Origin of the sequence: Fontisphaera persica, from assembly GCF_024832785.1 — a bacterium.
In the GTDB taxonomy this organism is placed as follows: Bacteria; Verrucomicrobiota; Verrucomicrobiia; order Limisphaerales; family Fontisphaeraceae; genus Fontisphaera; species Fontisphaera persica.
Window position 1 is genome coordinate 192,915 of sequence record NZ_CP116615.1, and the last position, 15,396, is coordinate 208,310.

Sequence of the window (15,396 nt, forward strand, 5' to 3'; positions counted from 1 at the left end):
CAACATAAGCGAAACTGATTTTCCTGCAGCGGCCCACAATCTATACGTGGGCACACTCCCCAAGGGTTGACTTTCATGTCCCAGCTTTCCTTTCGTGATCCGGCTGGGTTTTGCCTCATCCACAATGGCCGGGTTTTGCGCGGTTTGGCCGCCGGCGATTTGCCCGTGCTGGAGCGTTTTTTGCAATTACCTAGCGCAAAGCGGATGATGGATGAGGGCAGGCTCATCAGAAGCCGCCGATTGCGCACTGGAGAAACCGATGCGTTGCAGCGAGACGGAAGATGTGGGGCGGTGGTGGCCGAGCGTCGTCCGGCAGCGGTTTTTGAGCATCCGCGCATCGAGTTTCCTTCGTACCCGTACGAATGGCCGCCGGAGATGCTTCAGGCCGCTGCCGAGTTGACCTTGGACATGGCCCAAACAGCGCTTGCCGATGGTTTTAGTCTGAAGGACGCTACACCGTATAACGTGCTTTTCGACGGCCCACAACCGGTTTTCATTGATTTGCTCTCTTTTGAGCCGCGCCGTCCCGGCGACCCCGTCTGGCTGCCCGCGGCTCAGTTTGAGCGCACGTTCCTGCTGCCGCTGCTGGCCAACAAATACTGGCGACTGCCGCTGGCGGATATTTTCCTCGCCCACCGCGATGGGCTGGAGCCGCAGGCGCTATTGCCCATGTGCGGACCCTTGCGCCGCTGGCTGCCACCGTTTTTGGGGCACATCACTCTGCCGGCCTTGTTAAGCCGAAAAAAGCCAATCAAAACAAATATTTATAAGCCGCGGCAGCTCGCCAACGCCGCTCAGGCTCGTTTCGTTTTGGATTCGCTGTTCAACCGGCTGCGCCGGGCCGTGCGGCGCCTGGGGCCGCCTGCCAACCGCCCCAGTGTCTGGTCAGATTACACGGATGCCAACAGCTACAACGAGCTCACGCTGCGGGCCAAAATGGATTTCGTGCGCAACGCCCTGGTGGCCGGTGGGGCCAGTCGCGTACTGGACATTGGCGCTAACACCGGGCAATTCAGCCTGCTGGCCGCGGAGGTCGGCGCACAGGTGGTGGCGGTGGATTATGATGCGGAATGCGTGGGCCGGATATGGCGTCAGGCGCGCGAGCGCAAGCTGCCCATCTTGCCATTGGTGGTGGACGTATCGCGTCCCACCCCGGCCGTGGGTTGGCGCAATCGCGAATGCTCCAGTTTCCTGGAGCGCGCCTGCGGCGCTTTTGATACGGTGCTAATGCTCGCCGTCGTGCATCACCTGGCCATCACTGAACGGGTGCCATTGCCGGAGATTCTTGGTTTGGCGGCCTCGCTTGCCACCCGTAGCCTGGTGATTGAATGGGTGGGCCCCAAAGACCCCATGTTCCAAACCCTCTTGCGTGGCCGAGAGCACCTTTACACCCACCTAACCCAGGAGGCCTTTGAACACGCCTGCGGAAACCATTTTCAAATCGAACGTAAACAACCTCTGGAGGGATTGGACAGGTGCATGTATCTCCTGTTGAAATGAAAAAAAGAATGGAATTTCATGAACGTAACAACGTTTTGTCATCCTGACAGTTTGGTTGAGGAGGGAGCAGTCGTAGGAAAAAATACGCGGGTATGGGCTTTTGCCCACGTCTGCAAAGGGGCCATAATTGGCGATTATTGCAATATTTGTGATCACACCTTTATTGAAAAGGGAGTTGTTATTGGAAACCGGGTCACGATTAAATCTGGGGTATATTTGTGGGACGGGATTGTTGTAGAGAATGACGTTTTTATTGGGCCATGTGCAGCATTCACCAATGACATGCGTCCCCGGAGCAAGCAGTATCCGCCAGAATATTTGAAAACTATTTTGCGGCAGGGTTGCTCCATTGGAGCCAATGCAACAATTCTTCCAGGTCTGGAAATTGGCAGGTGGGCGATGGTGGGGGCCGGCGCCGTAGTCACAAAAAGTGTGCCTGATTTCGGTTTGGTTTATGGAAACCCGGCAAGGTTGCAGGGATATGTATGTGAATGCGGATGCCGATTGCAATTTGAAAATCAAGTTGCCAGTTGCCAATGCGGCAAAGCCTATCAAATACGCAATAACATTGTCACCCATTCAAAAAATCCATGAGCCTTGCTCGTTGCCGTATTATTGAACTCCCCAAAATCGCTGATCCGCGGGGTAATTTGACCTTCATTGAAGGCCAGCGGCATGTGCCTTTTGAAATCAGGAGGGTTTTCTATTTGTATGATGTGCCGGGTGGGGCAGAAAGAGGGGGGCATGCTCATAGAGAACTAGAGCAACTAATTATTGCCATGTCCGGCAGTTTTGATGTGATACTGGACGATGGGCGGGAGAACAAGCGGTTTCATTTGAATCGTTCGTACTACGGTCTGTATCTCTGTCCCATGATATGGGGGGAGCTGGATAATTTTTCGAGCGGTTCTGTATGCCTGGTGTTGGCGTCCAACTATTATGATCCCGATGATTACTACCGGGATTATCAGGAGTATCTGGCGGCGCTGGGGAGGGAGAAGTGAGGGTTCCATTTCTAGAACTTAAACCGACTTACGAGGAGCTAAAGCCCGAGCTGGACGCTGCCTACCATCGGGTGATGGATTCCGGTTGGTACCTGCTCGGCCAGGAACTGGCTGCGTTAGAGGGCGAAATTGCGGATTACTGTGGCACGCGACACGCGGTAGTCGTGGGCAGTGGTCTGGACGCCATGCACCTTGTATTGAGGGCTTGGGGCATCGGAACCGGTCACGAGGTCATTGTCCCCTCCAACACTTACATTGCCACTTGGCTGGCCGTAACGTATGCTGGGGCCAGGCCTGTGCCCGTGGAGCCGGATCTCCAAACTTATAACTTAGACCCCGATAAAATCCGCGGAGCCATTAGTCCCAGGACCCGCGCTATCTTGCCGGTGCATTTGTATGGTCAGCCGGCAGACATGGACCCCATTATGGAGATTGCCCGTGAGCATGGGTTGCTGGTGCTGGAAGATAACGCCCAGGCTTTTGGCGCGCGTTACAAGGGGCGGCGGACGGGCAGTTTAGGGGATGCGGCAGCGCACAGTTTTTACCCGGGCAAGAATCTAGGTGCTTTTGGAGATGGCGGCGCCGTGACCACCAATGATGCTGAACTGGCGCGCAAGGTGCGCATGCTGCGTAATTACGGCTCCGAGATCAAGTATCACCATGAGTATTGCGGCTTTAATTCTCGTTTGGACGAGTTGCAGGCGGCCTTTTTGCGGGTAAAGCTGAACAGGCTGGATGAATGGAATCAAAGGCGGCAACGGTTGGCGCAGATTTACCTGGAGAACTTGGCGGGGATTGACGGCCTGACTTTGCCCCGGATTGCAGAGGGGGCGGAAACTACCTGGCATTTGTTTGTGGTGAGGCATTCGCGGCGGGATGAGTTGCAAAAACGCCTGACGGCGGCAGGCATAGGTACGCTTATTCATTATCCTATTCCACCGCATTTGAGTGGTGCTTATGCGGGCTATGGCTGGAAACACAGTGACTTCCCCATTGCTGAGGAGCTCGCCAATACCGTGCTCAGCCTGCCCATGGGGCCGCATCTGAGCGAGGCGCAAGTGGGGTATGTGGTGCAGTGCCTTAAAAACTCCACCTAAGGCTGGCAGTTGAGCAGGCCAGCCCATTCAGTGCAGTCGTAATCGCCTTCACATTTAGTTTTCATCTTGAGCACCTTGACCACAGAATCTGTGACAGAAGCCCCGCCAGGCGAAACCACTGCCCGTCCGGGCACTTATGGGCGAATCCTCAAAAGCTCAGCGCTGATTGGGGGATCGTCGGTGGTTAATGTGCTGGTGAGCATGATCCGCGTGAAATTCACCGCAGTTTATTTGGGGCCGTTGGGAGTGGGGTTGTTGGGAGCGTATCACTCGATCTTGGCCCCAATAGGAACCGTTGCCAGCATGGGGCTGGGTGCGGGGGCTGTCCGCCAAATTGCCGAAGGTGTGGGGCAGGGGGACCAGGCCAAGGTTTCCCGCGCATTGCAGACCATCCGCCGGGCTTCATTTATCACCGGCACTTTGGGGGTAATTCTCACCTGCCTGTTGGCCTATCCTGCCAGCCTATATACCTTTGGCAATGCTGACCACGTCTGGGCTTTGTGTGCCCTTTCGCTAACTTTACTGATGGGTTCCCTGGCCGGCGGGCTGGGGGCCATTATACAGGGCATGCGCCGCATTCGCGATATGGCTGCGCAGGGGATAATTGGCTCGGTGCTTGGTTTGGTCATTAGTGTCCCCCTGATGATCTGGCTGGGCGTAAAAAGCGTGGTGCCCATGATGTTGCTCAGCTCCTTGGCGGCATTAATTGTTACCTGGCTGTTTGCCCGGCGCATTCAAGTGCCCTGCGTGCCTTTGACATGGCGTCAGACATGGCTGGAGGCTCGGCCCATGTTGAAATTAGGCATCGTCATGACCGCTAGCGGCCTGATTGGCATGGGAGTGAATTATATTATTCGGCTCATCCTCATTCGCAAACTTGGCCTCGAAGCCAATGGTATTTATTCCGCCGCCTCAATGCTCTCCAGTTATTACGTGAATATCATTCTGGGAGCAATGGGAGCTGATTTTTATCCACGGCTTGCCGAGGTGAATAAGAACCACCCTGAGGTCAACCGGCTGGTCAATGAACAAACCGAGGTTGGGCTGCTGATTGCGTTGCCGGGAGTGATTGCCACCCTCACCATGGCGCCGCTGGTCATCCATATTTTTTACACCAGCAAATTCCTGCCGGCAGTGGAAGTTCTGCAATGGATGGTGCTGGGGGTGGCCCTGCGTGTCGTCACCTGGCCCATGGGTTATATTTTGCTGGCCAAAGGCGCCAAGCGAATGTTTTTTTGGACTGAACTGGCTTCCAACATTGTCCTAGTGACTTTGACCGTCTTGGCGGTTTATATATGGGGACTTAAGGGCACCGGCATCGCGTTTTTTGGATTATACTTATTTTATCTGGCCTTGATGCTCGTTGTCACGAACCGCATGACCGGATTTTCGTGGACACCATACAGCCGGCAATTGGTGTTATTATTTTCCGCGACCGCTGCCCTGGCTTTTGTCATCGCCTGGAAAATTCCATTTATCTGGGCTGCGGCAATCGGAGCCAGCCTCGCTACTGCCACCGGTCTCTGCGCCTTAAGCGAATTGACCCGCTTGATTGGGCGCAACCCCATTGCGGTTTTTTGGCAGAAACTACGCAACAACCTGCCCGGAATATCTTAGTTATGAGTATATTATAATGGACAAAACAAATTCTACACCCCTGCAAACCACCCACGATCCATCTGCTGGAGACGCGGCCACTTCAACCTCGCGCCCGCTGGTGACCTTCATGCTGATTGCTTACAACCAGGAAAGGTACATACGCGAGGCGGTGGAAGGCGCCTTTGCCCAGACCTACAGCCCGCTTGAAATCATCCTTTCTGATGATTGCTCCACGGATCGCACCTTTGAAATCATGAAGGAAATGGCCGAGCAATACAAAGGCCCTCACAAAATCATCCTCAATCGCAACGAACGCAACCTCGGCATTTGCGGCCACGTCAACCGCTGCGTGGAGTTAACCCACGGAGAACTCATCGTTTGCGCAGCCGGGGATGATATTTCTTTGCCATTTAGAACTGAATATTGCGCCGATTTAATGTTTAGAGAGCCACGGGCAAGCTGTGTTTTTTCAAATGCAGTGTTAGTTGATGAGAACGGAGCTATAATATCAGAAAACTTGCTGTATCCTGAAACAGTATCTGACCAAATTATAAGGATTAAAATACACAAGTATTTGCCGGTAACATTGGTCGTAATCAATGATATAAAAAATGTTGACTGCATAAATAATTGGATTTTTGGATGTACAGCATGCTATAAGCGGGAATTGTTTAAGATTTTTGGTGAATTAAATAATTCCTTGCAGAATGAGGATAATGTCATGGCATTTAGAGCATCACTAGTGGGGAAAATTGGTTTTATTAACACAAACACTGTTTTATACAGGCGGCACCGAAATACTTTAAGCAACTTAATAACGCAAACGACAAAGCAAAAGAGAATTGAGAATGATAGAGAGAATATATTACAAAAATATAAAGATTGCATGGTGATGATTAATCATAGAATTGATAATAAGGCCTATAAAATATTAAGGAAAAAATTACTCGCAAGGTATTACGAAACATTCCTCGACCATGATGGCATACGTTACCTTTTAGTTGCTAAGCCTGAACGTAATATTCTAACAACTGGTTATTGTCTAACTTGTGTGTTACACAAATACTATTTAAGAAAACTAAAATCTGCGTTAAAAAAGATAAAAATATTACTATGTAAATATTCAGAGAAATTTATTCGTACTTGGAAAATTATAGATAATTTAGAATATCAGGATTATGATTGGAAATTATTTTTATATAAAAATATAAAGAAAAGAGCAGATGATATATTAATTGGCAAACTGAATATGTTAGAACATATGAAGATTCACGGAAACGAGTATTTAGCAGATTCATTCGCATATAAAATAAGGAATGCCGAAATCAGAGGATGCAGTGGTTTAATTATATTAAATAAAAATAAAATATTATACTATAAACAATGGTACAAAAAATATATATTCGACGATAACTCATTATGGGCGCTAAATAAAACTAAAATTGAGAAACTTGGGGGAGTATGGCTCTGTCTTTTGCAAAGATGGGGCAAAGAATATTATCATTGGATTCACGATGTTATGCCAATGCTTTACTTGATAAAGGACAAAGTTAAGTACGATGGTATTATTTTAAATCATGATCTTCTTCCGTATCAGATTAGATCTCTCGAAATGCTAGGCATCGAAGAAAAAATATACCACTATAATGGGTCTTATAGATTGGAAGTGGAAAGTCTTATTATAACCACTCCAGTCGGTTCCACCTTTTTTACTGATGGTAAATTGTTAAAAAATATGGCGATGTGCATTAAGAGTAAGGCAAAAAATCATACACCTTATAAGGCAAAAATATTATATATATCTAGAAATGATGCAAATACAAGGAGAGTCTTGAACGAATATAAGTATCGAAGAATATTAGAAGCAAACAATATTGAAGTACACATGCTATCCAATTATAGTTTAGATGAACAAATGATGCTGTTTTCAAATGCAGAGGTAGTGATTGCTCCTCATGGAGCGGGTATAATAAATATAATATTTTCTGATAGAATAAAGTGTCTGATTGAAATTGACGAGGAAAAAAGTGATAGAAAAATGTACGAAGCGCTGGCTTTCGACTTGGATATACGTTATTATAAAGTGTGTGCACGAGCTGTAAACAAAAAAAATTATCAGCTCGATTATCTAATTGATGATTACAATATTGAACAAATTCTTGATATAGTCAGAAAATATAAATAAGTCGAAAAATAAAAGTTAATCTAACGATAAAAGGATAGACATTGGTATAAAAAATAGATAAACGCAATGATAAAGGTGTTGCATGACTTTTTCTTCGACCAACATTGGGCTTGCCCCGGTTTGATGGACACCCAGGGGCTGGTTTGGTAGAAACATCGCGCACATTAGGAATGACAACCTCAGCCAAACGCAGGAAGACGCTCCGGGGGCGGCCAGATCCCATCCCAAGACAAGCGCTAGGACAACGCCTTCAAGCGGCAGGCCGTACAGGATTGCCTCTGCAGCGGCAACTTGGGAAACCAGGTCGCGGCAGAGATAGGCGTCAGCTAACCCACCATCAAGGGCTGGCGGTGTCAATACACCGGAGACGCTCTGCTCTCTGCGGCCGAGACCGCTAAGCGGGCGATTAGGCGCGGCCTGGCCAAGGCACGCACGCTGTTAAATATTAATTATGCGCACTGCCTCATTAGGGTTTCCGCCAAACACGGGCAAGCCCACCACAAAATTCGTCGGAAATGGGTAGTGCGCCAAGAATAAGCTCTCGAAAAATTCGCAACACAGGCTCAGATAGAGGTTTAGTCCAATAAAAATCATTTAAAACTTGCTTCTCAGAGATTTCATAAATATTCATACCACAAATAATCATAATTTAAACTTCATGGATATCCGGATATTGGTACTTTCCATCGCTCCACCCGAAAACGATTGCGGTTGCAGGGTGGTTTTGTATCGCCATTTGGAGGAGCGGAAAGCATTTGATTATATTCTTGCAACCAGGGACAAATGGATTGTCCGGCGACAACCGAGGTTGTTCTGCGTCTACCTTACCTATTGCGCAGGATTGAAAAGTCAAGATTTGGACCATCGTTTGCTAAATGGATACGTGATTATGAGAACCTGATCTGGCCTTATTCAATTAAGCCTGAGCTGGAAAATGCAATAAAAGTTTCCGGCCCCACGCAATATTAAACTTGGCAGATCCCAGCTTGTCACCAATCGCCCTCCGTGCCGCCAGAAGGCACCGGCTCCCTTAATTGGAATGTTTAACGATTGGTTTCCCATAATGGCAGCCCATTATGGTCACCGCTGGACATGTGGCATACTATCAGAAAGATATCGTCAATTTTATCAGCAATGTGATCTTGCATTTTGCACCAGTGAAGGCATGCGAGAGATATTGGGGCCACATCCTAATAGTCATGTATTGTATCCGATACCTGGGAACCATAAAATTCCTGAACTTGTATATCCGCCAAAAAGTAATAAATATAGAATAGTATATGTTGGCTCTGCAGAAGGGTTTTACGGCCGAATGTTATGTAAATTAATATGTGAATTGGAAAGTTATCAAGAATATGAACTTAAAGTTGTCACTCCCGCAAATGACTGGCCCAATGATGTTCTTCAAAAAGCAAAGGAAAAAGGAACATACCTGGGCTTCATGCCGCCTCCGGATGCAGCAAAAGTTATTGCTAGCGCGGATGCATTGCTTGTTATCATGAGTTTCGAAAAAGAACATAAACTGTTTATGCAAACAAGCTTTACCACTAAGTTTTTGGATTATACTGCATTTCAAAGGCCAATAATTGTTTGGGGGCCAGAATATTCTACGGTTTCAAAATTTGTAAAAATAACGGCGGTGCGTTTATAGTTAACTCCGATCACCCAACAAATGTCCTTGAAATAATACGCGAAATAAAAAATAATAGTAATAAAAAAGCGAATTAATAAAGCAGGCATATGATTTATATAACAACCAATTTAATCCTAAACAATTGCAAAATATATTTATATCTGAGATTAAAAAAGTAGTCGAAAAAATCATGAAAAAATTGAAACAATGGTTATATCATCAGTTCGCCCTGAACCAACAACGGCTGGGCAAATTATTTTATACAGATTATTAGTTGAGAATAACTTAATCACTTGCGAATCTTATGGCGAGGAGCCTAAGAAAATAAATATTAAAAATATATGGCGACGAATATTTGGCCGTCTATCCAAAACGCGTTATTATCGCATCGCAAATGATTATTTTGTTTGGAATCAAGGCCGTTGGTTAGACCCTTGCTTGCCTTCAAATGTAAGAAAAAGAAAATAGTAATTACCATGGCTCATGGAGATGCTTGTTATGCTGCGTTAAGATATTCAAAAAACATAATTTGCCTCTGGTTACATTATTTGATGATTGGTATCCAGATATGTTAGACGCCCATACTGCCTTTAAAAGTACCATGAAAATCTATTTCGGCAACTTTATTTCAAATCAAATGTTGCATTTTGTGTCTGCCCAGGAATGAGAGACGAGTTGGGCAAGCACAAGGCGTCATACATCTTAAATCGAGTACCTGGAGAATTTAATAAAAAATATAACATAAAAACAAAAACCAATAAATTTAAAGTTCTATATTTTGGAAATCTATGGGACTACGGTCCAATGTTGGAGGAACTAATAGTAGCAGCAAGAAATAATAAAACAATTCAGTTTGAGGTAAGAGGAAATAATCCAAACTGGAATAAGGAATTCAAAGAAACTATGGAGAAAACAAATCAGTGGCTTCCTTTTGCGCCTCGCGAGGAATATGAAAAATGGATGTTTACTGCTGAAGCATTTTTAATACCAATGTTATTTGAAGAAAAGTATAAGAGAAGAATGGTAACCAGCTTTCCATCAAAAATTGCCGAGTGTGTGCAAGTCGAAAACCAATAATAATATGGGGACCAGAATACTGCTCAGCAATACAATGGGCCAGACAGGGTAGTAAAGCACTTTGCGTGACAAGTTCTGATCCAAAAGAACTAATTAAGGAAATTGAAAGACTTATAAATGACAAAGAGGAAATAGAAAGATTAACTGAAAAAAGCAGGTACGCTGCGTTGAATGAATTCAACCGCAATAAAATATTATGCCAATTTAACAATACGCTTAAGGAATTGCTTGAACGATATGAAAGTAATGAGAAGTCACAACAGATGTTATCAATATCTGAGAAACCATAAAATAAAGTATATGGGCTTGCCCCGTTTGATGGAAACCCGGGGGCTGGTGCGGTAGAAACACCGTGCACATGAAAAAGCCAACCTCAGCCAACCGCAGGAAGCCGCCCCAAGGGCGGCCCAAACACATCCCCAAGCCAAGCGCTACGACGACGCCTTCAAGCGGCAGGCCGTGGAGCATTGGCTCCGTAGTGGCAAGCCTGGCACTCAGGTCGCCGCCGAGCTCGGCGTCAGCTACCCCACCCTTAAGGGCTGGCGGCCCCAATACACCGGCGACGCGCTGCCCGCCGCCGCCGAACTGGCCGCCGAGAAACGGGCTCAAGGCCGAACTGGCCCGGGTGCGCGAACAGCGCGACATTCTATAAAAACCTTGGGCATCCTCTCCGAACCGCCGAAGAAGGCTACCAACGGGTGCAAGCCATGAGCGGGCATCATTCAATCACGCAACTCTGCGCCGCCTTGGGGTCGGCCCCTCCGGTTATTATGCTTGGGCGTAGGCGGCTCCCAGCACCCGCGCCCGGGAGGACGCGGCTATCGCGGCGCTGGCCAAAACCGGCGAGCGCCCGCGCCCAAAAGACGCGGCCCTGCAGGAGCAGCTCATGGCGCTGCACGCCGCACATCGAGCCGCGCTGTCGGAAGCGGGAGCGCAACCGAGCATGAGCCGGTCCGGCAACTCTTATGACAACGCTGCCATGGAAAGCTTCCTGGCCACCTACAAGTGGGAATGCGTCGCCTTGGCCGAGGAACAGGGCGGGTACCCTACCCGTGCCGAAGCGCAGGTGGACGCCTTCGCCTACTTTGAAACCTATGACAACACCACGCGGCTCCACCGCGCGCTCGATTACCTATCCCCTGTGGACTTTGAGAAAAAATTAACTAAATACAATCCATGCGTAGCACCGCTCCTAGGTACTATCAAACCTGGTTAAGCCTGTAATTTCAGTCACAGAATCCAATTCATGAGTATACAAAGTACGCAAATAATACACATTATAACTGAAACTCATGGTGGAGCTGGTGTTGCTGCGCGCAGGTTGCACCAGGGGTTGCTTGGATTGGGCGTTGATAGCCGCCTTGTATATCGCAGGGGTTATTGTGCGTTACCGGCGCTACGCGGTGGGAGCCGGCGGCTAAATTGTTATGGCGCGTTAGAGAAAAATAGAGCGTTATTGGATGGAAAAAAGGGTGGCTCCGGGGGGCGGTCTGTTTACAGATTGCCGGATGCCTTTTCCAACAGCGGCCCAGGCATTAGGAGAACCGGGGAACATATACCATCTGCACTGGACAGCTTGGTTTATAGATTGGCCAAGTTTTTTTGCATCTCTCCCCGAAAACTCCCCTCTTTTTTTATCCCTTCATGACACAACATTTATAAGTGGCGGGTGTCATCAATTGGATGGTTGTGAGAAATATAGGAATGGTTGTGGTTGGTGTCCAAAGTTGCGAGGTCCGGGGAGCCACGATCCATCAGCGAAAATATTTGCATTAAAGAAAAAACTGTTGTCCAGGCGTAAACTATGCGTTGCCGCCAACAGTTCATACACGCTGACACTGGCGAAAAAGCCCTTTGTTGGCTTCAGCAGCCGCCATGGAAATTATTCATCCCGGCGTTGACACAACTATTTTCAAACCATTAGACAAAGAATTGTGCAGACAGATGCTCCAACTGCCGAAGGAAAAAGTCATTTTATGTTTTGGAGCTGCGAGCACGTCATACAAAAACAAAGGTCTGGATTTCTTAACGGAATGCATAAATCATTCATCCTTGCGTGAAAAAGTATTTTGTCTGGTTTTCGGATCAGGAGGAGAACGTTTGCACGAGCTAAAATGCGGCTGGCGGTTTGTCGGCTACAATGATTCTGAACATTTAATGGCGGCCGTGTATTCCGCTTCCGACATTTTCGTGATGCCATCACGGATGGAAACCTTTGGCTTGACTGCCCTAGAAGCCATGGCGTGCGGGGTACCCGTTATCGCATCAAAAGTTGGGGGTTTGGTGGATATTATACTCGAAGAAAAACGGGCTTTTGGTTCCGGCCGATGATTATTCTTCCTGGGTCACTGCCATTGGTCGGCTGGCCAAAGCAAGCAGCTTGCGAGAAGAATATGGCCATGTAGGTAGAGAGCGAGCGATGAAGTATTTTGATTTAAAATATGTTGTACAAAAACAGTGTGACATGTACAACAAATACGTTTAAATTAAATTATTGATAGAAACATGAAAGTGGTTTGTTACGACCACCATAACCCCAAAGACAGAAGCCGTCCATAAATATTATAAACTTAAAGTCGGGCTGATGCTGCTGTTGTGGCGTGTGAAGGAAAAATGAAAAATCTTTTAAAAACATAGTTGATTCCAGCACAAGTAAACAACCCTTGCTCACTTTAGTATGAAATGCATTGATGTAGGTGAGCAACATAACAGTAAAATTAAAAGTAACATATTTGAATATATGAAAAAGTTAAAAACATATTCAACTACATTTCTTTTATATTATCAAAAATATCAAACAAGGTTGAATTTATTATTACAGGCCAGAAATATGTGAAAATATCGTGTTATGGGCCCAAGACCGTGGCTGGAATATTCAAAAATTCATGAACCATTTATTATTGATTAACCGATTCCAACAGATATTGTAAACAATAAAAGACTAAACGCTTTGTTCCAGGTTGTCAATGGTTTGGGATTTCCAAGCCAGTTCGTTGTTACGATTCCTAATGCGAGCGTAATCGGAGATAAAGGTATGGTTGTTCTTCAAGAGGGAGCATTTCTTGCTGAAGGGCATTGGCGTGTTTGGAATGTTATAAATTCAATCGAGTATAATAAGCTAGTATATTATAAACCACCAAAAATACTTGGCGGAGACTGGTTTTGTCTGATGGGTCATTGGCAACAGAATTACCATCATTGGCTTTGGGACGAGATACCTAAAATATATACGTCATTAAAATATCTGCCTAATGGTGTTAGGTTTATTGCATCAAAATCATTAAGCAGTGTACAGCTTGAAACTTTAAGATGTCTAGAAATAAAGGAAGAAAACATATATTACCAATCATATGATGAACAATGTCGTGTGGAAAAATTATGGTTTGCTACTCCGCTCGGACACTCAGAAAGCGCGCAACCTCACCTAGGGTTGCAAATATTTTAAGAGAGCTTTTTCATAAAAATATAATATAAAAAAGGAAATCATAATAAAAGACTATATATATCACGAAGGAATGCTAAGTATCGGAGGGTTATAAATGAGAATGAAATATACGGTATATTGAAAGAATATAATTTTGAGATAATAACACCAGAATGCTTAAGCTTTAAGGAACAAGTTGAATTATTTGCAAGTGCGAATGTGGTGGTAGCTCCGCATGGAGCTGGGCTTACAAACATGATGTTCATGTTTCCTGGAGGCGAAATAATTGAACTGCACGGTCCAAGTGTAACAAGATTTCATTATTGGATGATGGCAAACATATTGGGACATAAATATTATTGCTTTGTCGGGCATGAAAAGTTGAATCATAGGGATAAGATTATTGAAAGCGAGCCATCGTTTTATGTTGATTATGACAATTTAAAGCGCTTAATAAAGAAGGTAATAAAATAATATGATTAAAAAATACTCAGCGAAACATGTGCAGCAATATGCTGGAGATTGCTATACGTATTAAGAAATAAAAATTATGTCAAGCTTAAGAGGGAAGAATTTAGATGCATGAACATTTCATTTTCAGAACTTGGGAGGATCTTTTAATTGCTAGTTATTTTCAAAAATATCAGAAAAATAAAAACATTTATACGTAGATGCCGGAGCGTATGATCCGGTGAAATTATCAACAACATTACTGTTTCATAAAATGGGCTGGGAAGGAATCAATATAGATGCCGATGAAAATAAAATACAAAAATTTAAACATGAAAGACCTAATGCATTTAACTATAGGGCTGTATTGTCAGATAGAAGGCGCATAGTTAAATACGCCGAATACCCAATGTCAGCAACAAACAGAATTATAATGGAAGATGATATAAATAATATATCTCTATGTGGAGAAAAGCCCATAAGAACAACCGATGTCGAAACCATTACATTAAATGACGTTATTGAAGAATCACCATTTAAGAATTGGCTAATAGATTATTTGAATATCGATTGCGAAGGACATGATTACCAAGTATTATGCGGTCTCGATATTAAAAATATTCTCCTAGAGTAATTAGCATTGAAGCATGGACAAGAAATGATAAGAAGAAAATTATTGAATACCTCGAATTGCATGGGTATGAGATAGACGCTGTTATGCGGCACACAATCATATTTGTTAAAAATATATAAATGAACCCTCTGCGAAACAAGTTTTTAATGAGTTGTTCATCATCTAAATTATCATCTTGTATTCTAGGGCGAGCTATTCCATGGCGCTTTCAGGTCACCCGGCCCCTTGGCGGCCTGGCCGGTGGCCTCTGGCGGACCCTTCTTGGCCCGCCCAGGCACACCACTTCAGCCCGCGGCTACTTTTACCAGCTTGTTTCATGTTCCAACAAAGACGCTTGAACTCCAATTCCAGCCGGTTGGGCTCCCGCCCCAGGTAGCGCACCCTCCGCTATCCGGCCCAGTGTTTCATCCTCCCAAGCACCCGCTCCACCCCGCTCAGCATCCGGCTCAGCACCCAGTTGAATGCCCGCTGCCCCGGCAGCAGCTTCTCCCTGCGCCTCGCTCGTTGGAGGATCCCGTTGGCCATCTGGTGTTTCACGCACCACTGTCTTTGCGATTCCCCCAGTACGCCTTGTCGGCTACCACCATCTGTTCATCCCCCACCGCCACCCGCGCAAACTCCCGACTGTCATGCAAGTAGGCCCCCGTCAGGCTCACCCGGCGGATCACCAAGTGCGTCCGATCCACCCCCACATGCTCCTTTTAGCCGTAGTGCGGCTGGCCACGCTTGACCGTAAAACGGGCGTCCGGATCGCCCGTCGTCCCCGCTCTCCGGGAAGGCAGTACCGCGTTGC

General features: G+C 46.1%; 15 protein-coding genes and 3 pseudogenes. 15 read left to right on the forward strand and 3 right to left on the reverse strand.

Annotated features, from left to right (window positions below):
- Window positions 1–75: 75 nt before the first annotated feature.
- From NXS98_RS00825 to NXS98_RS00850, 6 genes are all read left to right on the forward strand, one after another.
- Window positions 76–1,500 (forward strand): class I SAM-dependent methyltransferase, encoded by a 1,425-nt coding sequence (locus NXS98_RS00825; RefSeq protein WP_283846560.1) that lies wholly within the window; start codon window positions 76–78, stop codon window positions 1,498–1,500.
- An 18-nt stretch (window positions 1,501–1,518) separates the two neighbouring features.
- On the forward strand, window positions 1,519–2,094 hold the full coding sequence (locus NXS98_RS00830; RefSeq protein WP_283846561.1) for an acyltransferase: 576 nt from the start codon (window positions 1,519–1,521) through the stop codon (window positions 2,092–2,094).
- The gene (locus NXS98_RS00835; protein WP_283846562.1) at window positions 2,091–2,504 is read left to right on the forward strand and encodes a sugar 3,4-ketoisomerase; all 414 of its coding nucleotides are present in this window, start codon (window positions 2,091–2,093) and stop codon (window positions 2,502–2,504) included. Before NXS98_RS00830 ends, NXS98_RS00835 begins: the two co-directional genes overlap by 4 nt.
- The gene (locus tag NXS98_RS00840; protein WP_283846563.1) at window positions 2,501–3,601 is read left to right on the forward strand and encodes a DegT/DnrJ/EryC1/StrS family aminotransferase; all 1,101 of its coding nucleotides are present in this window, start codon (window positions 2,501–2,503) and stop codon (window positions 3,599–3,601) included. The genes NXS98_RS00835 and NXS98_RS00840 overlap by 4 nt, the downstream gene beginning before the upstream one ends.
- Window positions 3,602–3,691: 90 nt before the next feature.
- Window positions 3,692–5,218, forward strand: coding sequence for an O-antigen translocase (locus NXS98_RS00845; protein ID WP_283848104.1), 1,527 nt, complete (start codon window positions 3,692–3,694; stop codon window positions 5,216–5,218).
- A 16-nt stretch (window positions 5,219–5,234) separates the two neighbouring features.
- On the forward strand, window positions 5,235–7,385 hold the full coding sequence (locus NXS98_RS00850) for a glycosyltransferase 61 family protein (protein WP_283846564.1): 2,151 nt from the start codon (window positions 5,235–5,237) through the stop codon (window positions 7,383–7,385).
- A gap of 466 nt (window positions 7,386–7,851) precedes the next feature.
- Here NXS98_RS00850 and NXS98_RS00855 read toward each other — a convergent pair whose 3' ends face one another.
- Window positions 7,852–8,016 (reverse strand): hypothetical protein, encoded by a 165-nt coding sequence (locus NXS98_RS00855; RefSeq protein ID WP_283846565.1) that lies wholly within the window; start codon window positions 8,014–8,016, stop codon window positions 7,852–7,854.
- Between the two features lie 432 nt (window positions 8,017–8,448).
- On the opposite strand from NXS98_RS00855, the gene NXS98_RS00860 reads away from it, so the two are divergent.
- From NXS98_RS00860 to NXS98_RS00880, 6 genes and pseudogenes are all read left to right on the forward strand, one after another.
- The gene (locus NXS98_RS00860) at window positions 8,449–9,036 is read left to right on the forward strand and encodes a glycosyltransferase family protein (RefSeq protein WP_283846566.1); all 588 of its coding nucleotides are present in this window, start codon (window positions 8,449–8,451) and stop codon (window positions 9,034–9,036) included.
- A 189-nt stretch (window positions 9,037–9,225) separates the two neighbouring features.
- Entirely contained in the window at window positions 9,226–9,486 is a 261-nt protein-coding gene (locus NXS98_RS00865) for a hypothetical protein (RefSeq protein WP_283846567.1), read from the forward strand.
- A 195-nt stretch (window positions 9,487–9,681) separates the two neighbouring features.
- A complete protein-coding gene (locus tag NXS98_RS00870; RefSeq protein WP_283846568.1) occupies window positions 9,682–10,095 on the forward strand; it encodes a glycosyltransferase family protein in 414 nt (137 codons plus the stop codon).
- Window positions 10,096–10,533: 438 nt separating this feature from the next.
- Window positions 10,534–10,806, forward strand: a pseudogene (locus NXS98_RS17845) (transposase); the annotation flags it as partial.
- A gap of 175 nt (window positions 10,807–10,981) precedes the next feature.
- Complete coding sequence (locus NXS98_RS00875; protein ID WP_283846569.1) at window positions 10,982–11,311, forward strand: integrase core domain-containing protein; 330 nt, start codon at window positions 10,982–10,984, stop codon at window positions 11,309–11,311.
- 659 nt (window positions 11,312–11,970) lie between these two features.
- A complete protein-coding gene (locus NXS98_RS00880; RefSeq protein ID WP_283846570.1) occupies window positions 11,971–12,426 on the forward strand; it encodes a glycosyltransferase in 456 nt (151 codons plus the stop codon).
- A 160-nt stretch (window positions 12,427–12,586) separates the two neighbouring features.
- Here NXS98_RS00880 and NXS98_RS00885 read toward each other — a convergent pair whose 3' ends face one another.
- A complete protein-coding gene (locus tag NXS98_RS00885) occupies window positions 12,587–12,802 on the reverse strand; it encodes a hypothetical protein (RefSeq protein ID WP_283846571.1) in 216 nt (71 codons plus the stop codon).
- Window positions 12,803–13,129: 327 nt separating this feature from the next.
- Between NXS98_RS00885 and NXS98_RS00890 the strand changes: the two genes are divergently transcribed.
- The 3 genes and pseudogenes from NXS98_RS00890 to NXS98_RS00900 all read left to right on the forward strand — a co-directional run.
- Window positions 13,130–13,540 carry a glycosyltransferase family 61 protein gene (locus NXS98_RS00890; RefSeq protein WP_283846572.1) on the forward strand — a complete coding sequence of 137 codons (411 nt, stop codon included), beginning with the start codon at window positions 13,130–13,132 and terminating at the stop codon, window positions 13,538–13,540.
- Window positions 13,541–13,588: 48 nt separating this feature from the next.
- Window positions 13,589–13,993, forward strand: a pseudogene (locus NXS98_RS00895) (glycosyltransferase family 61 protein); the annotation flags it as partial.
- 208 nt (window positions 13,994–14,201) lie between these two features.
- Window positions 14,202–14,603: pseudogene (locus NXS98_RS00900) on the forward strand (FkbM family methyltransferase); the annotation flags it as partial.
- Window positions 14,604–15,136: 533 nt separating this feature from the next.
- On the opposite strand, the gene NXS98_RS00905 reads toward NXS98_RS00900, so the two are convergent.
- The gene (locus tag NXS98_RS00905; RefSeq protein ID WP_283846573.1) at window positions 15,137–15,289 is read right to left on the reverse strand and encodes a hypothetical protein; all 153 of its coding nucleotides are present in this window, start codon (window positions 15,287–15,289) and stop codon (window positions 15,137–15,139) included.
- Between the last annotated feature and the right edge of the window lie 107 nt (window positions 15,290–15,396).